This is a genomic window from Arthrobacter sp. 9E16, from assembly GCF_002929435.1.
Classification (GTDB): Bacteria; Actinomycetota; Actinomycetes; order Actinomycetales; family Micrococcaceae; genus Arthrobacter_B; species Arthrobacter_B sunyaminii.
Window position 1 is genome coordinate 618,212 of sequence record NZ_PJIU01000001.1, and the last position, 21,210, is coordinate 639,421.

The following is a 21,210-nucleotide window of genomic DNA, read 5'->3' on the forward strand; positions in this document are numbered from 1 at the left end:
ATGTATTATTGGGTCACCGGCCCGGTGCCGAGCATTGTGAAGATCGTTTTTTCGGAAGTTGGGGGACTTTCGGATCTTTCGCACACATGCTCGGCCCAGGCCGGTTTTTCATTGCGGGGCGCCGCCATACTCCGCACTTCCCAAAGGCACTTATCCAGGCGCGGCTTCTCTTTCGCTGGTTACTTTTGTGCCGCCCATGCGGCGTAGCTGCCGTCCAGTTCGACGACGTCGTACCCGGCGCGGCGCAGGCCGCTGGCTGCCACGGAGTTCCGCACTCCGCTCTGGCAGTAGGTCACAATGGTGCCGCTCTCCGGAAGCTCATCCAGGCGCCACAGCACACGCCCGCCGCTGAGCTGGTACGAACCGGGAATGTGCCCGGCCGCGTGCTCGGTGCGGTTGCGGACGTCCAGCACCATGGCGGCGTCGAAATCCGGAAGTTCGGACGGCTGGATCAGCGGCGGAGTGAACGGCGGCAGACCGTCGATGCTGGTGACGTAACCGGCAACGTTGTCGATGCCCACGCGGACCAGGTGGTTCCACATTTCCTGCGCCTGCTCCTGACCCTCGGCCAGGAGCACCAGCGGGTTCTGGTCCTTTTCCGGATCCACGACCCAGGCACCGAAGCTGGCAAAGGACTTGCCGGCGGGAATGTTGAGGGATCCGGCAACAGTGCCCTCATGGACACGGGCGTTAGAGCGGGTGTCCACGAAAATCGCACGGTCGGCGGCGAGATCACGGACGACGTCGTCCGTGGACAGTTCCTGCAGCGGCGCCCGCTCGCCCATGACGGCCGGGCCCTGCCGGTTTTCGCGCTTCATGCGGCCGAAGTAGGCGTGCGCGTCGGGCTGCCCGTCGAGCAGTTCGTTGATGAACCCCTGCTCGTCGTTGTTCTCGAGGTACGGGCCCCACCAGGCGTAGCGGCGTTCGTAGCCGACGGTGGAGGACGGGATGGCCCCCAGGGCCTTGCCGCAGGCGCTGCCGGCGCCGTGGCCCGGGTGCACCTGGACGTAGTCGGGCAGGGTCAGGAACTTGTCCCGCAGGCTGGCGAACAGCTGCTTGGCACCTGCAAAACGGGTGTCGACGCCGCCGGCGGCTTCGTCCAGCAGGTCCGGACGGCCGAGGTCGCCGGAGAAGATGAAATCGCCGGACAGCAGGTAGCCGGGTGAATCACTGAACGCGCCGTCAGTGATCAGGAAGGACAGGTGCTCCGGGGTATGGCCGGGGGTGTGCAGAGCCTGGACGGTGATGTTGCCGAGCTTGACCGTATCCAGGTCGTGCAGCCGTTCACCGTCGAAGTCATACTGCCAGTCGGGTCCGCCTTCACCGGAAACGTAGACCGTGGCACCGGTGGCCGCAGCCAGTTCCCGGGTTCCGGAGAGGAAGTCGGCGTGGATGTGGGTTTCGGTAACGGCCACGATTTTCATGCCGTTGGCGGCGGCGAGGTCCAGGTAGCCGGCAATGTCGCGGCGGGCGTCGACGACGATCGCCTCGCCCTTGGCCTGGCAGCCGATCAGGTAGCTGGCCTGGGCCAGGTCTTCATCATAAATGCGTTCGATAAGCATGGGGGTGCTCCTTCTGTTGTGAAGTGGAAGGTTTGTTGTCTGTGGAGCTAGGCCGGCAGGTGCCGGGACGCGTCGTCCCGGTGCCGGTTGGTTTTGCGCAGCGGGCAGGAAGGGATGAACAGCCAGCAGACGGCCACCGCAGCCAGTGCAAGTGCCGCGACGCCCCCGGCGAGAATCAGCTGGAGATCCGCCGGTGCCTGCTGTATGAGCACGAAGGCGCCCATGACCAGGACAAACCAGCCAAAGCCCTTGCGGAGCGCGGTCTCGGGGATCCGGCCGGCGAGCTTGGCGCCGATCAGGCTGCCGACAATCGCAGCGGCCGTGACGGCCAGGACCAGGCTCCAGTCCAACTGGACCGTGGTGAGGTAGCCGGCGAGTCCGGCGAAGGACTTCATGCTGATGACCACCAGTGAGGTGCCCACGGCAATCGACATCGGCAGTCCGCCGAGCAGAGCCAGGGCGGGAACTACAAGGAATCCTCCGCCGGCACCCACCAGTCCGGTGACCAGGCCCACAATGAGGCCCTCGACCAGGATTTTTCCGAGCGGCATCCGTCGCGGAGCGCCGTCACTGTCAGTGCCGGCCGCCTGTTTGTTCTTACGGCCGCGGATCATGGCGGCCGAGGTGGCGACCATCATCAAAGCGAAGGCAACCAGCAGAATCTCACCGGGGATGAAGCCGCCCAGCAAGCCGCCGGCAAAGGCGCCAAGCATGCCGGCGGCACCGAAGAGGAGGCCGGTGCGCCACATCACCCGGCCGCTGCGGGCATGGCTGATGACGCTGACCGCGGAGGTGACACCGACGACGAACAGCGATGCCGCAATGGCTTCCTTGGCGTCGAAGCCGGCCACATAAACCAGGATCGGAACGGTCAGGATGGAGCCGCCGCCGCCGAGGACACCGAGCGAGAGCCCGATGAGAATGGACAGCGCCAGAACGAGGATCAGTGTCGGGGTCATGATGCTGCCGCGGTGTCCCCGGCTCCGCTCAGCGGCAGGCTGGCGAGGACGTCTTCAGGGGTGGGTTCAACGGCGGCTTTGTTCCACGGCATGACCGATAGTGCTTTGCCCATGGCGCAGGTGTTGGTGGCCGCGGAGAAGGTCAAACCGGCGCCGATGACGCCGGCCAGAGTCCGGACCTTGGGCGAAGCGAACCGGCCTCCGGTCAAACCGGCAAGCACGAGGGACCCGGCTGCCAGGCGCACCTGGCGCTCCAGGTCCCAGCGCTCCTTGCCGCGGACAACGTTGCCGCCGGCCGCCGCGTAGCCCGGTACACCTCCGGTGAGGACGGTGGCTGCATCTATGCCCGCTGCGCCCAGCCGCTGGCGCGCCTGCTCGGCACGGACACCCGACTGGCAGACCAGAACGACGCTGCCGCCGAGGCGTGTTGCCACGGAATCGGCATGGTCCTTGAGCAGCGGAAGGGGCACATTGACGGAACCGGCAATGTGCAGGGACTCGAATTCAGCTGCGGAGCGGACATCCAGCACGATCAGATCCGGCTGCTCGCGCTGCCAGACCTGCAGGGTCTGCGCATCGAGTGCAGTGACGGCCGATGCGGGGATAGGCGAGCCGGGAGATGAGGGTGTTGCGGAAGCCATGGGGTCCTCTCAGGACGGGGAAGATGAATACCCCACCGAGTATTACTTATACCCCCGGGGGTAGTCAAAACACCCGCCGGGGTATAAGCTGGGATCTTCCCTAGCTTCGGAGAAACTCCATGGAACTTGATGCAACAGAGCTCACCCCGGTCATCAACCGGCTCAAGCGTGCGCAGGGCCAGCTGAGCGCTGTCACCCGCATGCTGGAGGAAGGCCGCGACTGCAAGGACGTTGTCACGCAGCTGGCCGCCGTCTCCAAGGCGTTGGACCGGGCAGGTTTCCTCATCATTGCCACCGGGCTGCAGCAGTGCCTGACCCAAGAAGACAACGCCATGGACAAGAAGGAACTGGAACAGCTCTTCCTGTCCCTGGCCTAACTCCACCCTCCCCTCTGACTCAACGGCTGCCCTTTTTGCCGGGTCCCTTGTGCCCGTGCCGTCCGGGGTTGGCATCCTCGCGGTACACCTGCACCACGGCCGGCCGGGGCGCCCGGACTTCCCCGGCAGCCGGCACGGCGCCATCGGGCACGTAGTCCGGAAAGAAGGACGTGTGCGCGCCGTAGCTGCCGTCCTCCCCCGGATGCTGCACGGCAACGAACACCATGGATTCCTCGTCATGGATCACCGGCCCGCAGGTCTCTCCGTCACGGGGCACGGAAAGGAACTGCTCCACCTTGCCGCGTTCGCGTCCGGTAAGCGCCACTTTGAACAATCCGTCGTTGTAGCCGATTCCGGACGGAGCGCCGTCGGTGGAAATCCACAGGTTGCCGGCGGAATCAAAGGCCAGGTTGTCCGGGCAGGAAATGGGGCTGACCAACTCCTGGGGATAACCGCTGAAGTAGGTGGCATCCCCCTGCGCCGGGTCCCCGCAGAGCATCAGCAGATTCCAGCGGAAGCTGGTGGCCGTGGCGTCGTCGCGGTCCTCGATGATTTCCACAATGTGCCCGTCACGGTTTTCCCGCCGGGGATTCACTTCATCGGCAACTGCGCTGGCGCCGACGCCGCGGTTGGAGTTGTTGGTGCAGGCCACGTAGACCCGCCCCGTGGCCAGGCTCGGCTCCACGTCCTCGCAGCGGTCCATCTTGGTCGCCCCGGCCTTGTCCGCAGCGAGGCGGGTGTAGACCAGCACTTCCGCCACGCTCATGCCCGGGATAGCCGATTTGCCGCGCACCACCAGCGGAAGCCAGGTGCCCCGGCCGTCGAATCCGCCGTCAGCGGGAACAGAGCCGGTACCGTCAATTTCAGCCGCGGGCGAGTTGCCGGCAAACCGGGCAACATACAGGTCCCCCTCGGCCAGGAGCGTCATGTTGTGCCGCTTGTCGTTCTTCCGGTACTTGTTCTTCGAGACAAACTTATAGAGGTAGTCGAAGCGCTCATCGTCCCCCGAATACGCCACGGCCTTGCCGTTGCGAGCGATGATGACGTTGGCACCCTCATGTTTGAACCGGCCCAGACTGGTGTGCTTGCGCGGCACCGACTCCGGGTCCTCGGGGTCAAGCTCCACGATGTAACCGAACCGGTTCGGCTCGTTGCGGGTTTCCGGGGTGCGCGCATCGAAGCGCGGGTCCTCCTGCTCCCAGCCCATGGCCGTCGCGGCGCTGTCCAGGCCATACCGCTTGTCCTCGGCGCTGGTGCCGTCGGCGCGAAAGAAGCCGTTGAAGTTCTCCTCGCCGGAGAGCACCGTTCCCCACGGAGTGCTGCCGCCGGCACAGTTGCCAAGCGTCCCGAGCACAAACCGCCCCTCCGGATCGGCTGCCGTTTTGAGCAGCTCCGTTCCGGCTGCCGGTCCCGTGAGTTCAAAGACGGTGTCCAGGGTGATGCGGCGGTTGAGCCGGGCGCCGCGGACATAATTCCAGGGTGTGCCCCGGGAACTGCGTTCCAGTTCCACCACCGACATGCCGACGGCGTTGCGGAAGATGGCGCGCCGCTCGGCTTCCTCGGCGGCGGAGGCCGGGGCAGCCGGGAACATGATCTCCGGGTTTACATACTCGTGGTTGCAGACGAGCAGTCCCTTCTTGCCGTTGGGCTGGCGAAGGATTTCCAGATAGTCGTTGTTGTAGCCGAACTGGCGGGCCTGCGCGGCCGCGTTCTGGTCACGGAAATTGAACGCGGGGGAATCGGCGAACAGCGGATCTCCCCAGCGCAGCAGCGGTTCCCACTCGTATCCAGCCGGGACGTCAAAGCTGTCCACTGCCGCGTCCACGGGTGCGATGGGTGCGAAGCCCAGGGATTTCCGCGGACCCCGTCCGCCGCCCGGCCCGGCCGGTGCCGCTGTCGCCGGAGCTGCGCCGCCGAGGGCCAGCACGGCGGCTCCCAGAGCACCGGCGGCTCCGACCCCCAAGGCTGTGCGCCGTGAAAACTCGGCCGACACGATGTCCCGGAAATAGCTGTTGGCGGAAGTGTTGCAGACTGCTTTGCTGCAGGCGTTGTCGCACTTCAGAGCGCAGGTGACAGCACTACGCTTGCCTCGGGTGTGCCCGAGCATGGGCAATAGCCGTCTCTTCGGGGCGGCGCCGGCGAGACTTGACTCGGCGTTCACGGCGGGCTCAGAAGCGGACGGCACAAAATTGGACAGGTCGGTCAAGGGTCGGGCCTTTCTCCGGCGGATGTGTCGCTGCCCACGTTGGCAGTGGAAAGCGACGCGCAGGAGGCTGCCGGTTGAACGCCGGGTTAACAACTCCAGCAGGTGCCCTACCGTGCGGCTGCGACCAGGGACCGGACTTCGGGGGCCACTTCCTCGCCGTAACGCTGCAGGTCCCGGGCATTGTCGCTGGCCAGGAGGAATCCGGAGATACCGTATTCCAAGGCGATGTCCGCGAGTTCCCGCGCCCACTGGGCGGCCGGCCCCTGCAGCAATCCGCCGCCGGTGGTTTCGAGGGAACCGCTGATGTTCAGCAGCCGCCGCACCGCTGCCGGATCACGCCCGGCGGCGACCGCAGCGTCGTCAATCCGCGAGTTCATGGCCGCCAAATCGGCCGGGCCGCCGCGGAGATAGCTGAGCGTGGGCACCCAGCCGTCAGCCGTTTCCCCGGTGAGCCGGAGCATGCGCGGCTTGTAGGCACCCAGCCAGATACCGACGTCGTGCGCCGGTGCGGGCCCGCGCTTGGCGCCGTGGACCTGATGCACCTCTCCGTCTACCCGCAACGGCGTGCGGTCACCAACAGCCCAGACACCGCGGATGATCCGGATCGCCTCCGCCAGCCCGGTGACTGCCTCACCCGGTTCCAGCCGCTGCCCGCCCACAGCCTCGATCGCGTCCCAGAAGGCGCCGGCACCCAGTCCGAGTTCGAACCGTCCGCCGCTGAGCAGGTCCAGGCTGGCCGCGCTGCGCGCCACGATCACCGGCTGGCGCAGCGGCAGATTCAGGAGATTGGTGGCGAGGGTGATCTGCTCAGTTCTGGCAGCCGCGTAAGACAGCAGTGTCCAGGTGTCCAGGAACCGCGGCTGATAGGGATGATCCTGGAAGGTGGCCAGGTCCAGCCCGGCCCGTTCCGCCGTGACGGTCAGCTCCACCGCCTGCTGCGGCGGTGAGGCCGCAGGCGTGAGGAATGCTCCGAAGAGCAGGTTCCGGCCATAGTCGGGCATGGGGCGCTCCTAGTCGTTCAGCCTAGGGCCTCGGACCCAGCCTGAGGGCACCACCTTTTGGAAGACCGCTAGAGGAAGAGTTTGAACCCCACATGCGACGGAGTAAAGCCCAGACGCTCGTAGAACCGGTGGGCGGCACCGCGCGCCCTGTCGCTCGTGAGCTGAACCATCGAGGCGCCGCGCCGCCGCCCTTCTTCGACCGCCCAGGCCATCATCGCCGAGCCCAGTCCGTTGCCGCGCAGCCCGGCATCCACCCGCACCGCCTCCACGAGCAACCGGGTGGCCCCGGCACGTGCCAGCCCGGGGATAACAGTCAGCTGCATGGTGCCGACAACCTTGTCCTGCTGGTTTGCCGCAACCACCAGCAGCTGGGCGGGGTCGGCGTCAATCCGCCGGAAGGCCTCAACGTATGCTCCGTGGCGCTCCGGTTCCGCGGAATCCTCACCCTGCCGCAGCTCATCTGCGGCCAGCAGTTCAACGATCGGCCCGACGTCGGCGGCACCTGCCCGGCGCAGGCGGTAGTTCTGTTCGGACAGGGTAAAGGTGGCCAGCGTCATGGGTTGATCCTTGCACGTTGCCTTCAGCCAACGGATCCGGCGGACCCTACTGCCGGGTGGCGCGGATTGCGTCGGCGATGGTCGTTCCCGGATGCTGCGCCCGGTACTCCTTCACCCGTGCCGGGTCGGCATCGCCGGCGTTGTTGTCCGTTCCCAGCCGGCCAACAATGCCCGGGGCAACAGCCCCCAGAAGCAGTGCCAGAGCCACCAGGCCGAGCCCCAAAAGAAGGTTGTCCGCAAAGATCCACACGGCCAGCCCGGCAGCCGCCATCAGAACCGTCACTGCCGGAAGTACGTACTTCATGCTGTCCTGTCCCCTCTCATCAACTGTCCATAAACCCGTTCCAGCCGGTCCAGCCACCACTGCCGGCGCTCCGGCGCCGCCGCGTAGCGCTCCAGCAATTCCCCAGACACCGCCACGTTCCGCACTGCCAGGGCGCCGCCGTCGGGCAGCAGGGGTTCCTCGGCGACATCCCCCGCCATCAGCGACAGGGTGCCCAGCCCGCAGGCATACGGCAGCTCGGGCAGCGAGGCCGCCAGCGCGACGCCGGCCCGGATTCCCACCGAGGTGTCCAGGGCAGAGCTGACGACGGCGGGAAGCCCGGCCGCGGCCACAATCTCCAGGGCGCGGCGAACTCCGCCGAGCGGAGCCACCTTCACCACGATCAGGTCCGCAGCGTCTTCCCGTGCCACGCGCAGCGGATCGGTTTCCTTGCGGACGCTCTCGTCGGCGGCAATCAGCACCGGGATGTCGCGGCGTGCCAGTTCCTGCCGCACCTCCCGCAGCCCGGCAATGTCCGGGACCGGCTGCTCGGCGTATTCCAGCCCCGCTTCGGCCAGCGCTTCCAGTGCGGCGACGGCGGTGGGCACGTCCCAGCCGCCGTTGGCATCCACGCGGATGCCTGCGGTGGGCAGCAGCCGCCGGACTTCTGCCACCCGGGCCAGATCCTCGGCCACGGTCTGGCCCCGCTCGGCCACCTTAACCTTCACGGCACTCACCGCTCCAAACCGGGCAAGGACTCCTTCAACCCGGTCCACGGCCACCGCCGGCACGGTTCCATTGACCGGAACGGAGGTCCGTACCGGTTTCGGATACCCCTCCCCCGCCGCTTCCAGGGCGGCCGTAAGCCACGGCGCGGCCTCGGCGTCGTCGTATTCGGGAAACGGGGAAAACTCGCCCCAGCCGGCAGCCCCGGGAATCAGGAGGGCCTCACGGTGCAGGATCCTGCGGAAACGGACACGCATGGGAATCGAGACGACGCGGGCTCCGGTGAGCAGGACGGACAGGTCCGGCCGGGACCCGGAAGCGGAGGAAAAGTCAGGGGTAGCCACCCAGCCAGCCTAGCCCGGGATCGGTTCGGCACGGCATGACGGCGCTCACGGCGGCCATTCAGCCAAGTGCCAAGATCCAGTGGCAGACTAGGAGGCAATGAATACCCGCGATCTCCTGAACCGCCGCGCTCCGACTCGGCGCCCGCCTGCCTCCAATGCAGCCCTGTTCCTGTTCGGGGCACTGCTGTGTGCGGCTGCAGTGGCACTGACGTACTGGGGTTTTGTCCGAACCACCACCGGCCAGCTGGCCGATGAATCCGCCTGGCGCGAGGCTGAAGTGGCGATGCCCGGAACAAAGCTGCCGGTGCTGGAGTTCCTGGACAACCTGCCGCTGTTGTCCGTCTTCATTGCGGGGGCCGTGGTGCTGGTGATGACCGTACGACGACGGCGGCTGGCACCGGCGGTGATTGCGCTGGCAACTTTTGCTGCGGCGAACATCAGCAGCCAGCTGCTGAAGCGGCTCTTCTTTGACCGCCCGGACCGGGGCGTCATCACGCTGGACTTCAACTCGCTGCCGTCAGGCCACACCACGCTGGCTGCCTCGGCGGCCGCCGTCGTGTTCCTGCTGGCCTCTCCCCGCTGGCGTCCGGCGGTTGCCCTGGCGGGCGGAAGCTACGCGGTGCTCGCGGGGGCGTCCACCTTCGTTAACCTGTGGCACCGGCCGGCCGACGTCGTGGCGTCCTTCCTGGTGGTGGCTACGTGGACACTAATTGGCGGGTTGGTCATGCTGCGCACCACCCCGGAGTGGAATTACTGGCCGCCCGGCGGCCGGGGCCGCGGTTCAGTTCCGGTGCTGGCCGCGATGTGCTGGATCCCCGGGCTGCTGTCGCTGCTGATCAGCGTGGGCGCCTACCTGTACGCCATCAGCGGCACCACGGTGCTGGGCAGCAGCGAGTCCATGCTGTTGTATTTCTGGTCCGGTCTGGGCCTGATCGTTGGTGTGGGTTACGTGCTCAGCGCGCTGGCCTGCTGGGTCTTCTCTATGCAGGCGGGAGACCCGGCCCGCTGACCTGTCCGCGCGCCTGGCCCTTGGGCTGGCCGTAGCCGGGACGGCCTTTAGGCACCCATTTCCACAGTGCGGCCGCTCCCAGCAGGCCCAGGACGGCGGTGGCACCGATGCCTGCTGACAGTGACACCAGCGCCGTCACCGCCGAGAGGAGCGCCGGCCCGGCCATGGTGCCGGTGTCCGCCAGCAGCCGCCAGATGCCCAGGAACTGCGGGCGGCCGGGCGAGGGCGAGAAATCCGCACCCAGGGTCATCACGATGCCGGAACCGATCCCGTTGCCGAAACCCAGGACCAGGGCCACCAGCAGCAGGCCGGTCCGGTCGGTGGTGAACGGCATCAGCGCCAGTCCCGCAGCCATGGTCAGCATGCACGGCACAGCCACCCAGCGCCGCCCCCACAGGTCCATGGCTTTGCCCGCGGGATAGAAGATCAGCATGTCGATGGCACCGGACAACCCGTAAATCAGGGCGGTCTGAGTGGGGTCCAATCCGATGTGCTGGGCCCAGAGCGGAATGACTGCCTGCCGGGAGGCTCGCACGGCCGCGATCAGGAGGATGCCCAGGCCCAGTGTGCGGAACACCCTGCCGTGGCTGCCGAGGACGGAGCGAACGGTAGGCGCGGGAACAGCCGGGTCGCCGGCGCTGCGGCGCCCTCTGCCGGCGGAGCCTGGACCGGGGGCTCGTCCCGGGCCCGCCGGGATGGGCACCCGCAGTTCAGGGACCCGCAGGCTGATAATCGCTGCCAACAGGGCGGCGGCGGCACCCACCCAGTAGGCTCCGGAGATTCCGGCGAAATGGATGACGCCGGCGGCGGCAAAGGGTCCGGCAAAGACACCAATCCGGTTTACCCCGCCCAGGGTGGACAGTGCCCGGGCCCTGTAATACAGCGGTACGGCTTCGGTAAGGTAGCTCTGCCGTGCCAGGCCAAAGACCGAGCCCGCCATCCCCACCATGAACACGGCCAGGGCAAAGATCCACAGCACCGGTGCCAGAGCTGCCGTGGCCATCGCTGCCGAACACCACAGTGCAGCGATCACCAGCGCCCATTTTTCGCCGAACCGGGTGGTAAGCACCGTGGCCGGCACGTTGGTGAGCAAAGAACCGATGCCCGTCAGGGTGATCACCAGAGCAGCCAGGGCCACGGTGGCTCCAAGGTCCCGCGCTGTCAGCGCGATCACCGGCAGGATGGCCCCGGTGGCCAGGCCGTACAGGAGCGTGGGCCCAAACGCGGGAATGGCTATGGATTTGAGGCTAAAGGATTCTGCGGGCACCGGTTCAGGGTACGCCCTTATTGCTTAAGCCACTTCCAGCGTGCCAGGGTCCGCAGCCGCATCAGCAGGGCCCGGGACTGCTCCGGCCCGTACGGCAGAATAGGGATGGCCTTGGTCATATCGGTGGAGGCCTGGTCCATGGCGCTGCGGGTGACGGCAACGGCGGTGCGCATCTTGTTCATCTGCGTAGTCACGAAGTCCACGGCCACCGGTTTGCCGTGGCCCGGCACGAAGACCGAATACAGGTCCTCCAGCGCGGTCATCTTGCCCAGCGTGCGGATCCACTCCTTGGGAAAGGAGTCCTCAAAGGACGGATCCGCGCCCTCTTCCACCAGGTCTCCGGTGAACAGGACATCGCCGGCGCCGACGAGCAGGTCATGGTCGGTGTGGCCCCGGCCTAGATGGAAGAGCGTCACGGAGATGCCGCCCAGATCCAGGTCCACCGGGGAACCGTCCACCAGGCGGTTGGGTGCCAGAATCTCCGTGTGCACGCCCTCCCCGGCGGCCATCTCGGCTTCCACGCCGGCGACGGCGGGGCGCTGGGAATCGCCCTGCTCGCGGATGGCTTCGGCGCAGCGGCTGGTGGCCCAGATGTCCTGGACGCCGTTCGCCGCCAAGACAGCGTTGCCGAAGAAATGATCAAAGTGCGCGTGGGTGTTCACGGCGATCAGCGGCAGATCGGTGCGCTCACGCACTGCCGTCAGGATGGCGCAGCCCTGCCGGGGACCGGCACCGGTGTCGATGATCAGCGCCTGCTCATCCCCGATGACCAGACCGGTGTTCATGCCGAAGCCGGGATTGCGAAGCACCAGCACCCGCGGCGCCACCTCCAGCCACTGCTCGGTTTCCTGGCCGGTTGCGTGGGTCATGGGTCCGTCCTTTGTGGGGTCCGTAAGCTGCCCGGAGCCTCGGGTGCACCGGCGGTGAATTTCTTGTTCCAACTTCTGGTTCCAAGGTATCGCGGCCGCGGCGGCCGGACCACGACTGTCCGCAAATGTTGCGGCGCGGGTCCGGCCGGGTTCGCGGTGCCCCTGGTCCGTCAGAGGTCCGCGAGGACGCTGCCCGGGTTCTCGATGGCATCAGCCACATAGCGCAGGAAGCCGCCGGCGGTCCCGCCGTCGCAGATCCGGTGGTCGAAGACCAGGGTCAGCTCGGTCATTTTCCGTACGGCCAGTTCGCCGTCCACAACCCACGGCTTGTCGATGATCCGGCCGATCCCAAGGATGGCCGACTCCGGATAGTTGATGATCGCGGCGCTGCCGTCCACACCGAACACCCCGTAGTTGTTCAGCGTGAAGGTGCCCGACGTCAGCTCGGCAGGCGTGGCCTTGCCATCGCGTGCCGACGCTGTGAGCCGGCGGATTTCCGCGTCCAGGCCGCGGGCGTTCATGGTGTCGGCACGGCGGATGGAGGGAACAACCAGGCCGCGGTCGGTCTGCGCTGCGAAGCCCAGGTTGACGCCGTCGTAGGCTGTGATGCTTGCACCGCCGTCGGCGTCCTCGGATGCCGGATCAAACCGGGCATTGAGTTCGGGGAACTTCGCCAGCCCGGCCAGCACAAAGCGGGCGAGGAACGCCATCAGGCCGGGGGTGTTAACCGGGTGCCGGCGCTTGAGGTCCGCGCGCAGTTCCAGCAGAGCGGTGGCGTCCACATCCACCCAGACCGTGGCCTCGGGAATGCTGGCCCGGCTGGCGGTGAGGTTCGCGGCAACCGTTTTGCGCAGTCCCTTGACCGGTGTCCGCGATGCGACGGCCAAGCCGGTGCGCGGGTCGCTGCCGGCAGGGGCCGCCTGAGTTGCCGAGGTTGCGGGGGCTGCGGCGGGTTCGGCCTTTTCGGATGACCCTGCCCCGGACAGAGCTGCTTCCACGTCGCTGCGCAGGATCAGTCCGTTGGCGCCGGAGCCCGTCAGATTAGCCAGCCGGACACCGTTCTCGCGGGCAAGCTTGCGGACCAGCGGCGAGATGCACCTCGGAGCCTCGGCCGGGAGGTCCGGGACTATTGCCAGCACCGGTACCGGAGGGGCTGATGAAGCCGGAGCTGCACCCGGTCCAGCCGCTGCGGTACGCGGGCGGCGGGTCCGGCGTGCCACGGCGTGCCCGCCGGGGGTGCCGTAACCAATCAGCACGTTGCCCGAACCGGCCTTTTCTTCCTGCCGGTACGCTTCGCCGTCGGGGTCGCTGCGTCCTGGTGCCGGCGCGGATCCGACGGCGGCGCTTTCGAGGGAAGTTGTCCCGGCGCCGGCCGCTGCCACAGAGATCAGGGGACGCCCGACGTCGAGCGTCTGCCCTGCTTCGCCGTGCAGCTGTGCCACGGTGCCGGCAAACGGGGAGGGAACTTCCACCAGGGACTTGGCGGTTTCCACCTCGGCCACCGGCTGGTCCACGCGGATCTCGTCGCCCACGGCCACCAGCCAGGTCACCAGTTCGGCTTCGGTCAGGCCTTCGCCCAGATCAGGGAGCAGGAAGGTGCGCGTGCTCATCGGTCCTCCCACTGCAGTTCGTCAACGGTGTCCAGGATCCGGTCCACGCTGGGCAGGAACCAGTGCTCCAGCTTGGGGGCCGGATAGGGAATGTCGAACCCGGTGACGCGCAGCACCGGCGCGGCCAGGGAATGGAAGCAGCGTTCCTGCACGCGGGCCACGATTTCCGAAGCCACGGAGGCGAATCCGGGTGCTTCCGAGATGACCACGGCGCGGCCGGTGCGGCGGACCGAGGCGGTGACGGTTTCATCGTCGAACGGCACGATGGAGCGCAGGTCGATCACTTCCAGGGACCGGCCCTCTTCCGCTGCGGCTTCGGCGGCAGCCATAGCCGTGGCCACTGACGGTCCGTAGGCAATCAGGGTGGCATCGGAGCCGGAGCGGGCCACTGCGGCGGTGCCGATGCCGCCGGAAAGCCGGGTGCCGTCCTCGGACACATCTTCGGCGTCGAAGCGGCTGCGCAGTGCGGCGAGGTCCACATCCTCCTTGGTCCAGTAAAGCTTCTTGGGTTCCAGGAAAACCACGGGATCATTCAGCCGGATGGCTTCGCGGAGCAGCGTGTAGGCGTCGGCAACCGTGGCGGGCGCCACGACGGTCAGTCCCGGAGTGTGTGCGTAGTAGGACTCGGAGGAGTCGCAGTGGTGCTCCACTCCCCCGATGCCGCCGGCGTAGGGAATGCGGATCACCATTGGCAGGCGGACCTTGCCGCGGGTGCGGTTGGCGGTCTTGGCGACGTGGCTGACCACCTGTTCAAAGGCCGGGTAAGCGAAGGCGTCGAACTGCATTTCCACTACGGGACGCATGCCGTTCATGGCCATGCCCACGGCCATGCCCATGATGCCGGATTCGGCCAGCGGGGTGTCGAAGCAGCGCTCTTCACCGAAACGGGCGGTCAGCCCGTCGGTGATGCGGAAGACGCCGCCCAGCGGGCCCACGTCCTCGCCGAACATGATGACGGCGGAATTGGCCGCCATTTCATCGGCCAGTGCGGTGTTCAGTGCCTTGGCGAAGGTGAGGGACTCAGGGGCGGCCGGGCCCGGCGCGGCCGGCGCTTCGAGTGTTTCAGGGACTTCGAGGGTTTCGGTAACGGTCATCGTGGCTGCCTTTCAGGCCTGGCGCGAGAGTTCGTCGCGCAGCAGGTTTGCCTGCTCAATGAGCTGCGGCGTGCGTCGGGTGTAGACGTGGTTGAACAGTTCCTGCGGATCCGGTTCCACATCGGTGTTCAAGCCGTCGCGCATGGCGGCGGCAATGTCCTCGGCATCTGCTGCGAAGCCGGCCTCGGCGTCGTCGTCCAGCAGGTTGAGGCCGCGCAGGTAGGTGCGCATGCGGGCGATGGGATCCCGCGGCACCCACTTCTGAACGTCCTCCTCCGTGCGGTAGCGGGTGGCGTCATCCGCGTTGGTGTGGGCCTGCATGCGGTAGGTGTGCGCTTCAACCAGTGACGGCCCGTGTCCCTCACGCGCCCGGTCCACTGCGGCGCCGAGGACCGAGAGCAGGGCCGCCAGGTCGTTGCCGTCCACCCGTTCGCCGGGCATGCCGTAACCGATGGCCTTGTGCGCCAGGGACGGCGCCACCGACTGGCTCGCCAGCGGCACCGAGATGGCGTACTCGTTGTTCTGCACAAAGAACACCACGGGCACGTGGAACACGGCGGCGAAGTTCAGGGCCTCGTGGAAGTCGCCCTCGCTGGTGGCACCGTCTCCGCACATGGCCAGCACCACGGTGTCTTCGCCCTTGAGCTTGGCGGCGTGGGCCACGCCGACGGCGTGCAGCAGCTGGGTTGCCAGGGGCGTGGCCTGCGGAGCGGTGTTGTGCTCGTAGGGGTCGTAGCCCGAATGCCAGTCACCGCGCAGCAGCGTCAGGACCTGCAGCGGTTCCACGCCCCGGGAAATCACCGCCACTGTGTCGCGGTAGGTGGGAAAAAGCCAGTCGTTTTTGTCGAGAACGACGGCGGCGGCCACTTGGCACGCTTCCTGGCCGTGGGAGGAAGGATAGACCGCCAGCCTGCCCTGCCTCACGAGCGCGTTGGCCTGGTCGTTGATGCGCCGGCCCGCGATCAACCGGGCGTAGGCACTGCGGAGGGAATCGCCGTCGGGCAGCGGATAGCGGTCATCGTGGCGGTGGACGCCGTCCGGGTCCACCAGCTGCACCGGTGAGTCCGAGGGCAGCAGGTCCGAGCTGCCGGCGGTGCCGAATCGGCGTGCGTCCCTGCGGGGATCGTCCATGGCTCCGGGGGGCGGATTGCCCGTTGAGATAGTCATTTTGCCTCCGTCAGCTGCCCTTCCACCGCCTCTTCGCCGTGGATGTTCTGTTACCCAAGTATGCTGACGAACCCTTATTCGTATCCAGAGAGCGGCGAAAACGTGGATGGATGCGACGCTGGCGGCTATGCTGGTGGACGAAATGTAAATTGTGAGCTGGATTACCCCGGAGAGTGTGGACACTATGGCACGGGACATCACCGAGCAACCGGCCCCGAAACTGGATGACATCGACCGATCCATCCTCGCTGAGCTCACGGGCAACGGCAGGGCGTCCGTCACCGCCGTGGCCGAGGCCGTGCACATTTCCCGCGCCCACGCGTATTCGCGGATTGCCAAGCTGACGGAAACAGGAGTGCTCAGCCGGTTCACCGCCGTCGTTGATCCGGTGAAAGCAGGGTTGCGTTCGTCCGCCTATGTGACATTGAAGGTGCGCCAGCACTCGTGGCGGGAACTGCGTGAGCAGCTGCGCGCCATTCCCGAAATCCATCACATTGCACTGGTGGGCGGCTCCTTCGACGTAATCCTGCTGGTCCGCGCCGAAGACAACGTGCATCTGCGCCAGGTCATCTTCGACCAGCTTCAATCAATGCCGGGCATCCTGGATACGCAGACGTTCCTGGTGTTTGAGGATCTGGACGCCAGGTAAGGGCAAGGCCCCGGCGGCCCCCAAGACAGCAAGCGGCCCGCCAACCGGAAGTCCGGTGGCGGGCCGCTGTGCGCAGTACCGGGGCGGATCAATCTTCGTCGTGCCCCTGATCCATGCTCATCTGATCCTCGGCGGGAGGGGTCTCTCCCGGGGGAACGCCGCCGCCGGGCTCCAGCCCGGTGACGTTCCCTGCCGCGGGGTCCGGGTTGGCAAACTTACCCTTTTCCGTGCTGGTGTCGGCGTTGCCGCCACCCTCCCGGCTGGAGTCCTGCAGTTTCTTGCCGGCATCCTTGGGCTTGTCGGGATTGCCCGGGTCATTATTCGGATCGTAGCTGTCCGTCATCTGTGCCTCCGTCTCTCCGTGGCTGCTGGTGCTTCCGGGGTGGCCCGGACAATAATCAGCATGCTGATCATTAGTTTCCAACGTAGTCTCTGGCGCCCCGGAGAAACAACCCGGCCCGGTTCAGGCCCGGACGCGGCGGTTGCTCAGCCCGGGTGCTCAGCCGAAGAGCGCTTCCCCCACGAAACCGCCTTCCCTGGCACCCGGCGGAACGGCGAACACCGCCGAACCAATCGGCGTTGTCCATTCGTTGAGCAGGTCCAGTTTGTCCAGGCGTTCCTGGATCGGCAGGAACTGGGCACTCACGTCTGCCTGGAAGGAGACAAAAACCTGCCCCGCATTGGAGACCGGACCGCCGGGCTCCGGTGCGTCGTCATAGTTGTACGAACGCCGCAGGATCCGTTGCCGCGGATTGTCCGGCCGCGCCCGGCGCATATGGGAGTAATCGGGAATCACCGGGAAACCGAGCGCCGTGACGGCCTCAAAGTCGGGAGCGTCGTGCTCGGCGGAACCGGTAAGGGGCGCACCGTTGGCCAGGGTGCGCCCTACGGACTCCTCGCGGCCGTGCCGGTCCAGTTCATCCCAGGTGTCCAGGTTCATGGCGATCCGCCGGATGACCATGGAGGTGCCGCCGTCCAGCCACGCCGGGATTTCAGCGTCGCCCCAGACCACCCGGTCAAATTCGGCCGTTCCGGGAACAGGGTTGGCCGAGCCGTCCACCTGGCCAAACAGGTTCCGCATGGTGGTGCCGGTTTGTTCGCTGCCGTAGGCACGGCGGAATCCGGATTGGATCCAGCGCACAGCGGCAAACGCCCGGCTGTCCTTCAACAGCATCCGCTGGGCGTGGGCCACGGTCAGCGGATCATCGGCGCAGATCTGCAGCAGCAGGTCTCCGCCGTTCCAGCGCTCCTGCAGGGCGTCAACGCCGAAGCCGGGCAGCGGAGCCAGCCACGGCGGTGCCAGATGCGGGGCAACAGCCTTGACCAGGCCCGGGCCAAATCCAAAGGTCACGCTCAGCCGGGCGGGACGAACCGCCAGCTCCGCTTCCGTGTCCGCCAGGGCAGGCTGGCCCTGTGTCAGCGCCGCGGCGTCGTCACTGAGCAGGCGGAGCCAGGACCGGATCCGGTCGCGGCTCACGTCGGTGCGCAGGTCCAGCGCGAGGAACGCTGCGTGCGTCTGCGGCTCGGTGGCGATCCCCGCCTGGTGCCTTCCATAGAAGGGGACCGTCTGGGCCCCATTGGCTCCGCCCTCGTCCAGCCCGGTGCGGGCCAGGTCCGGCTCGGAGCTGGAACTGTTTCCTGCCCATTGAGCGCCGGCCGCCGCGACCGCGCCCAGTCCGGCGGCCGCTCCGCCGAACAGCAGACGCCGACGGCCGACGCCCTGGGGCTTTTCCTGGCTCATCAGTGGCCCGTGGAGGGTTCTTCGCTGCTGTGTCCGGCACCGTGCCCCGCACCATGGGCAGCATCATTTTCGGAGGACGCATCATCCGATTCGTAGTTTTCGTTGGCGCCGGCAAAGTCCTTGGCCGTGGCTTCCATCTCCAGGGTGCTGCCGTCGCCAAGTTCCAGGGTGATGGGCAGCGTCTCGCCGGCCAACAGGTCATCGGTGAGGCCCATGAGCATGAGGTGGTTGGCGCCGGGTTCGAGGACGTATTCCCCGCCCGCAGGGACAACGAAGCCGCCTTCGATTTCCTGCATTGCCATGGCACCGTCGGCGCCGGCTGCCGTCTCGTGCAGTTCCACCGCGGCAGCGGCAGGTGACGTCGCGGACACCACCGTGATGTCTTCCGCCCCGGAGTTTTCCAAGGTGCCAAAGGCGCCGGTCATGTCGCCGGCGCTTTTGGCCTTGGCCCAGGCTCCGGTCATGGCCAGGTGCTGGGATTGCTCGGCGGCTTCAGAAGAGGCGGCTTCAGAAGAGGAGCCGGTGGCCGGGGTATCGGCGGCGCAGCCGGCAAGCCCTGCGGCGGAGAGTGCAAGGACGGCAGCTGCAAGGGAGAGTTTCTTCATTTGGGATACTCCGAAAGGTTTGGTGCGCGGGCGCGCTCATGGGCCCGGGCGAAAAGTCGCTAAAGGTACGCAGCCCGACGGTTGCGTTGAAGTAGCCGCACGCGGGGTTTGAGGCGCGGCGCACGGCAGTTTGCCGGTTAGGAGCCGGCTCCGCGGCGGCGCTTCTTCAGCTGCGCAACAACAGCCCAGACGGCGAGGGCAATGATGGCTCCCACGGCCGCACCGCCAAGGGCCCAGGGCACATGCGATGCCACGGATTCCTCCGTTGCTGCGGGGTCGGAAGACTCAGCGGTCGGCTCCGCCGTGGCGGATGCTGCTGCTGATTCCGTAGGTGTACCGGCCGGAGCGTTCGTCTCCGCGGCGTCCGAACCCGGTGCATCAACGGTGAAGCTGAACGTTCCGGTGATGGGGTGTCCGTCGCTGGAAACCGCGCGCCAGTTAACTTGGTAGGTGCCGTTTTCGAGCGCGGGCAGTGCCTGAACCAGGGTTTCACGGTTAAGCACGGGGTCGGACTCGACCAGGTTGGTTCCGGCTGCGTCCGCGACGATCACCTTGTTGCCGATGTCCATCAGCTCGGAGCTGAAGACCAGTTCAAGCTCTGCCGGGGCTTCTTCCAGGACGGTGCCGTCCGCCGGTGTGGAGGAAACAAGTTCGTCATGGGCCAGTGCTGCCGGTGCGGCTGTCAGTGCTGCTCCGAACCCTGCAAGCAGCAGGGCGCCCAGCAGGAACGCGCGGAAGGCGAGCAGGCGGCGGGAAACAGCACTGCGGGAGCGAGGGGTGGAATTGAACTGGTGGGAAAAGGGTGTTGAGGAGAGAGAGGGCATGACTGCTTTCTGCGCCGGCCCGTTACCGACGGCTGCTGGGAGTAAGGCTCCGCGCGGAGGTGCGCGGGCCTAGACGAACACAGCAGCGGCCGGCGGGCCCCGGTGTCTCATCACCAGCAGCGGAACACCGAGGTTCCCCAGCGGGTCAGCAGGGATCAGGCTGGAGAGCTTGGGAATCCGCGGTCCCAGCGGCAGCGGGAGGATCAGCGGCAGGATGGCCGTGATGGACAGACGCATGGTTGCCACGAGCTGCAGCAGGGCAGCTTCGCCTTTGCGGATGAGCAGTACTGTTGCTGCGGCGGCGGTCAGGTGGCCGAGCCACATCGCGGCCGAAGAATGCCCCGCCGCGCTCACGGATGCAACCGTTCCGGGGTCAGCAAACTGCGCGGCCAGTGCTGCCGGTTCCACATGCCCGGCGTGCCCTGCGTGGCTCACTGCGCTCAGACCGGCGGCGGAGGGACCGGAGGTCAGCCCCGCTCCCCCGACTGTAAAGAGCAGATGGAAGATTCCCTGGCTGGCCAGCACTGCTCCGGCTGTACGCGGCAGGGAAAGAGTCCGTCCGGCAAGGGCACAGGAGACCATCGCGGACAGCGCCAGGGCGAACAGCACGATGAACGGGTTGGGGATGACCCCACCGGCGAGGACGTGGGAGGCAGCAGCAACGGCCGTGGCCGACAAGGCTGCGGCCCAGCCGCGCACCAGGCGTGCGGTGCGCGTGCTCATGTTCCCTCCCGGAGACGGTTCGGACCGGGTGAGCGGGTGCTCGGTCCGGCTGCTGACATTCTCCCCGGATTTCTACGGGTTGTCGAATACGTTTCCGGGCGGACCGTACGATTCATCGTGCAGATAACGGGGTCAAAACCCGTTCCCCTGAATCCTTCGAACAGATAATGGGGTCCTGAGGACCGTTTAGGCCCGTTATCTGTTCCAGCGACGGTTCCAAGTCCCGTGGCTACCCCTGGAAAACCGGCTTGCGCTTGTCGATGAACGCGGAAAATCCTTCAGCATAGTCCTTGGTCCGGCAGAGCTCGCCCTGGGCGGTGTTCTCGGCCTCCATGGCGGTCCACAGCCCCACCCGGGAATCGCGGATCTGTGCCACCAGGGACTTGGAGGCCCGGAACGCTCCGGTTGCGCCGCTGGCCACACGCTCCACGATGGTCCGAGTGGAGTCGAGCAGCTCATCGGCCGGGAAGGCACGGCTGAACAGCCCGGCGGCCACGGCTTCGGCACCGCTCATCAGATCCGCCGTGTAGATCAGGTCCAGGGTCCGGTGCGCGCCGAGGCGTTCGGTGAACAGCCAGTGTCCGCCGGAATCCAGGGTTGCGCCCAGATTGGCGAACGGCGAGCCAATCTTCGCGTCCTCCGCCACGTAGACAACATCCGTGGCCACGAGCAGACCGAGTCCGACGCCGAGGCAGGCACCCTGCGCCGCAGCGAAGGTGGGAGCCGGAAAGGCTGCCATTTTCTTCAGCAGCGGAGTCACCAGGTCGCCCAGATAGGCGTAAGCGTCGTCGTTCGCGGGGTCGACGGCGGAAATGTCGCGTCCGGCGCAGAACGCCCGGCCTTCCCCGCGCAGCAGCAGCGCCCGCACCCCGGCGGCTTCGGCGTCGTCGTAGGCCCGGGACAATTCAGCCAGCGCCTCCTCATTCAGGGCATTGAGCTTCTTCGGTGCATTGAGGACTATTTCGGCGATGCCGCCGGTGACGCTCAGTTCAATCAAGAGGTGCTCCGTTCCTTCGA

22 protein-coding genes are annotated in these 21,210 nt (G+C 66.9%); 3 read left to right on the plus strand and 19 right to left on the minus strand.

Annotation, left to right across the window (positions count from 1 at the left end; translation table 11 throughout):
* Nucleotides 1–179: 179 nt before the first annotated feature.
* The 3 genes from CXR00_RS02880 to CXR00_RS02890 are packed head-to-tail and all read right to left on the minus strand — an operon-like array spanning nt 180 to nt 3,162.
* Nucleotides 180–1,562, minus strand: a complete 1,383-nt coding sequence (locus CXR00_RS02880; protein WP_104053002.1) for a rhodanese-like domain-containing protein — start codon at nt 1,560–1,562, stop codon at nt 180–182.
* Nucleotides 1,563–1,609: 47 nt separating this feature from the next.
* Nucleotides 1,610–2,521 carry a sulfite exporter TauE/SafE family protein gene (locus tag CXR00_RS02885; protein ID WP_104053003.1) on the minus strand — a complete coding sequence of 304 codons (912 nt, stop codon included), beginning with the start codon at nt 2,519–2,521 and terminating at the stop codon, nt 1,610–1,612.
* Nucleotides 2,518–3,162 (minus strand): rhodanese-like domain-containing protein, encoded by a 645-nt coding sequence (locus CXR00_RS02890; RefSeq protein ID WP_104053004.1) that lies wholly within the window; start codon nt 3,160–3,162, stop codon nt 2,518–2,520. The genes CXR00_RS02885 and CXR00_RS02890 overlap by 4 nt, the downstream gene beginning before the upstream one ends.
* Before the next feature lie 119 nt (nt 3,163–3,281).
* On the opposite strand from CXR00_RS02890, the gene CXR00_RS02895 reads away from it, so the two are divergent.
* Nucleotides 3,282–3,539, plus strand: a complete 258-nt coding sequence (locus CXR00_RS02895; protein WP_104053005.1) for a metal-sensitive transcriptional regulator — start codon at nt 3,282–3,284, stop codon at nt 3,537–3,539.
* Between the two features lie 19 nt (nt 3,540–3,558).
* Here the strand turns inward: CXR00_RS02895 and CXR00_RS02900 are convergent, their stop codons facing one another.
* The 5 genes from CXR00_RS02900 to CXR00_RS02920 form a co-directional block, all read right to left on the minus strand.
* Entirely contained in the window at nt 3,559–5,646 is a 2,088-nt protein-coding gene (locus CXR00_RS02900; protein WP_104053006.1) for a PhoX family phosphatase, read from the minus strand.
* A 206-nt stretch (nt 5,647–5,852) separates the two neighbouring features.
* Nucleotides 5,853–6,746, minus strand: a complete 894-nt coding sequence (locus tag CXR00_RS02905) for an LLM class flavin-dependent oxidoreductase (protein ID WP_104053007.1) — start codon at nt 6,744–6,746, stop codon at nt 5,853–5,855.
* A 68-nt stretch (nt 6,747–6,814) separates the two neighbouring features.
* Complete coding sequence (locus tag CXR00_RS02910) at nt 6,815–7,303, minus strand: GNAT family N-acetyltransferase (protein ID WP_104053008.1); 489 nt, start codon at nt 7,301–7,303, stop codon at nt 6,815–6,817.
* A 46-nt stretch (nt 7,304–7,349) separates the two neighbouring features.
* Nucleotides 7,350–7,607 (minus strand): hypothetical protein, encoded by a 258-nt coding sequence (locus CXR00_RS02915; protein ID WP_104053009.1) that lies wholly within the window; start codon nt 7,605–7,607, stop codon nt 7,350–7,352.
* Entirely contained in the window at nt 7,604–8,548 is a 945-nt protein-coding gene (locus tag CXR00_RS02920) for an o-succinylbenzoate synthase (RefSeq protein ID WP_258060295.1), read from the minus strand. The genes CXR00_RS02915 and CXR00_RS02920 overlap by 4 nt, the downstream gene beginning before the upstream one ends.
* 184 nt (nt 8,549–8,732) lie before the next feature.
* On the opposite strand from CXR00_RS02920, the gene CXR00_RS02925 reads away from it, so the two are divergent.
* Nucleotides 8,733–9,644: a phosphatase PAP2 family protein gene (locus CXR00_RS02925; RefSeq protein WP_104053010.1), complete on the plus strand. Its 912-nt coding sequence runs from the start codon at nt 8,733–8,735 to the stop codon at nt 9,642–9,644.
* On the opposite strand, the gene CXR00_RS02930 is transcribed toward CXR00_RS02925, so the two are convergent.
* The 5 genes from CXR00_RS02930 to pdhA all read right to left on the minus strand — a co-directional run bounded on the left by CXR00_RS02930 (nt 9,616) and on the right by pdhA (nt 15,615).
* The gene (locus tag CXR00_RS02930; protein ID WP_104053011.1) at nt 9,616–10,911 is read right to left on the minus strand and encodes an MFS transporter; all 1,296 of its coding nucleotides are present in this window, start codon (nt 10,909–10,911) and stop codon (nt 9,616–9,618) included. The two genes, CXR00_RS02925 and CXR00_RS02930, sit on opposite strands and share 29 nt — an antisense overlap.
* 17 nt (nt 10,912–10,928) lie before the next feature.
* Nucleotides 10,929–11,780, minus strand: a complete 852-nt coding sequence (locus CXR00_RS02935; RefSeq protein ID WP_104053012.1) for an MBL fold metallo-hydrolase — start codon at nt 11,778–11,780, stop codon at nt 10,929–10,931.
* A gap of 170 nt (nt 11,781–11,950) precedes the next feature.
* Nucleotides 11,951–13,390, minus strand: a complete 1,440-nt coding sequence (locus tag CXR00_RS02940; RefSeq protein WP_104053013.1) for a dihydrolipoamide acetyltransferase family protein — start codon at nt 13,388–13,390, stop codon at nt 11,951–11,953.
* Nucleotides 13,387–14,484 carry an alpha-ketoacid dehydrogenase subunit beta gene (locus CXR00_RS02945; RefSeq protein WP_104053014.1) on the minus strand — a complete coding sequence of 366 codons (1,098 nt, stop codon included), beginning with the start codon at nt 14,482–14,484 and terminating at the stop codon, nt 13,387–13,389. Before CXR00_RS02945 ends, CXR00_RS02940 begins: the two co-directional genes overlap by 4 nt.
* 12 nt (nt 14,485–14,496) lie before the next feature.
* On the minus strand, nt 14,497–15,615 hold the full coding sequence (gene pdhA / locus CXR00_RS02950; protein ID WP_258060296.1) for a pyruvate dehydrogenase (acetyl-transferring) E1 component subunit alpha: 1,119 nt from the start codon (nt 15,613–15,615) through the stop codon (nt 14,497–14,499).
* A gap of 220 nt (nt 15,616–15,835) precedes the next feature.
* On the opposite strand from pdhA, the gene CXR00_RS02955 reads away from it, so the two are divergent.
* The gene (locus tag CXR00_RS02955; RefSeq protein ID WP_104053016.1) at nt 15,836–16,300 is read left to right on the plus strand and encodes an Lrp/AsnC family transcriptional regulator; all 465 of its coding nucleotides are present in this window, start codon (nt 15,836–15,838) and stop codon (nt 16,298–16,300) included.
* Between the two features lie 88 nt (nt 16,301–16,388).
* Here CXR00_RS02955 and CXR00_RS02960 read toward each other — a convergent pair whose 3' ends face one another.
* The 6 genes from CXR00_RS02960 to CXR00_RS02985 form a co-directional block, all read right to left on the minus strand.
* Nucleotides 16,389–16,643 (minus strand): DUF6480 family protein, encoded by a 255-nt coding sequence (locus CXR00_RS02960; protein ID WP_104053017.1) that lies wholly within the window; start codon nt 16,641–16,643, stop codon nt 16,389–16,391.
* Between the two features lie 156 nt (nt 16,644–16,799).
* Nucleotides 16,800–18,041, minus strand: coding sequence for a Dyp-type peroxidase (locus CXR00_RS02965; protein ID WP_104053018.1), 1,242 nt, complete (start codon nt 18,039–18,041; stop codon nt 16,800–16,802).
* Nucleotides 18,041–18,646, minus strand: a complete 606-nt coding sequence (locus CXR00_RS02970; protein ID WP_104053019.1) for a copper chaperone PCu(A)C — start codon at nt 18,644–18,646, stop codon at nt 18,041–18,043. The genes CXR00_RS02965 and CXR00_RS02970 overlap by 1 nt, the downstream gene beginning before the upstream one ends.
* 137 nt (nt 18,647–18,783) lie before the next feature.
* Nucleotides 18,784–19,470 (minus strand): copper resistance CopC family protein, encoded by a 687-nt coding sequence (locus CXR00_RS02975; RefSeq protein ID WP_104053020.1) that lies wholly within the window; start codon nt 19,468–19,470, stop codon nt 18,784–18,786.
* 69 nt (nt 19,471–19,539) lie between these two features.
* On the minus strand, nt 19,540–20,193 hold the full coding sequence (locus CXR00_RS02980) for a hypothetical protein (RefSeq protein ID WP_104053021.1): 654 nt from the start codon (nt 20,191–20,193) through the stop codon (nt 19,540–19,542).
* A 229-nt stretch (nt 20,194–20,422) separates the two neighbouring features.
* The gene (locus CXR00_RS02985) at nt 20,423–21,190 is read right to left on the minus strand and encodes an enoyl-CoA hydratase/isomerase family protein (protein WP_104053022.1); all 768 of its coding nucleotides are present in this window, start codon (nt 21,188–21,190) and stop codon (nt 20,423–20,425) included.
* Nucleotides 21,191–21,210: the final 20 nt, after the last annotated feature.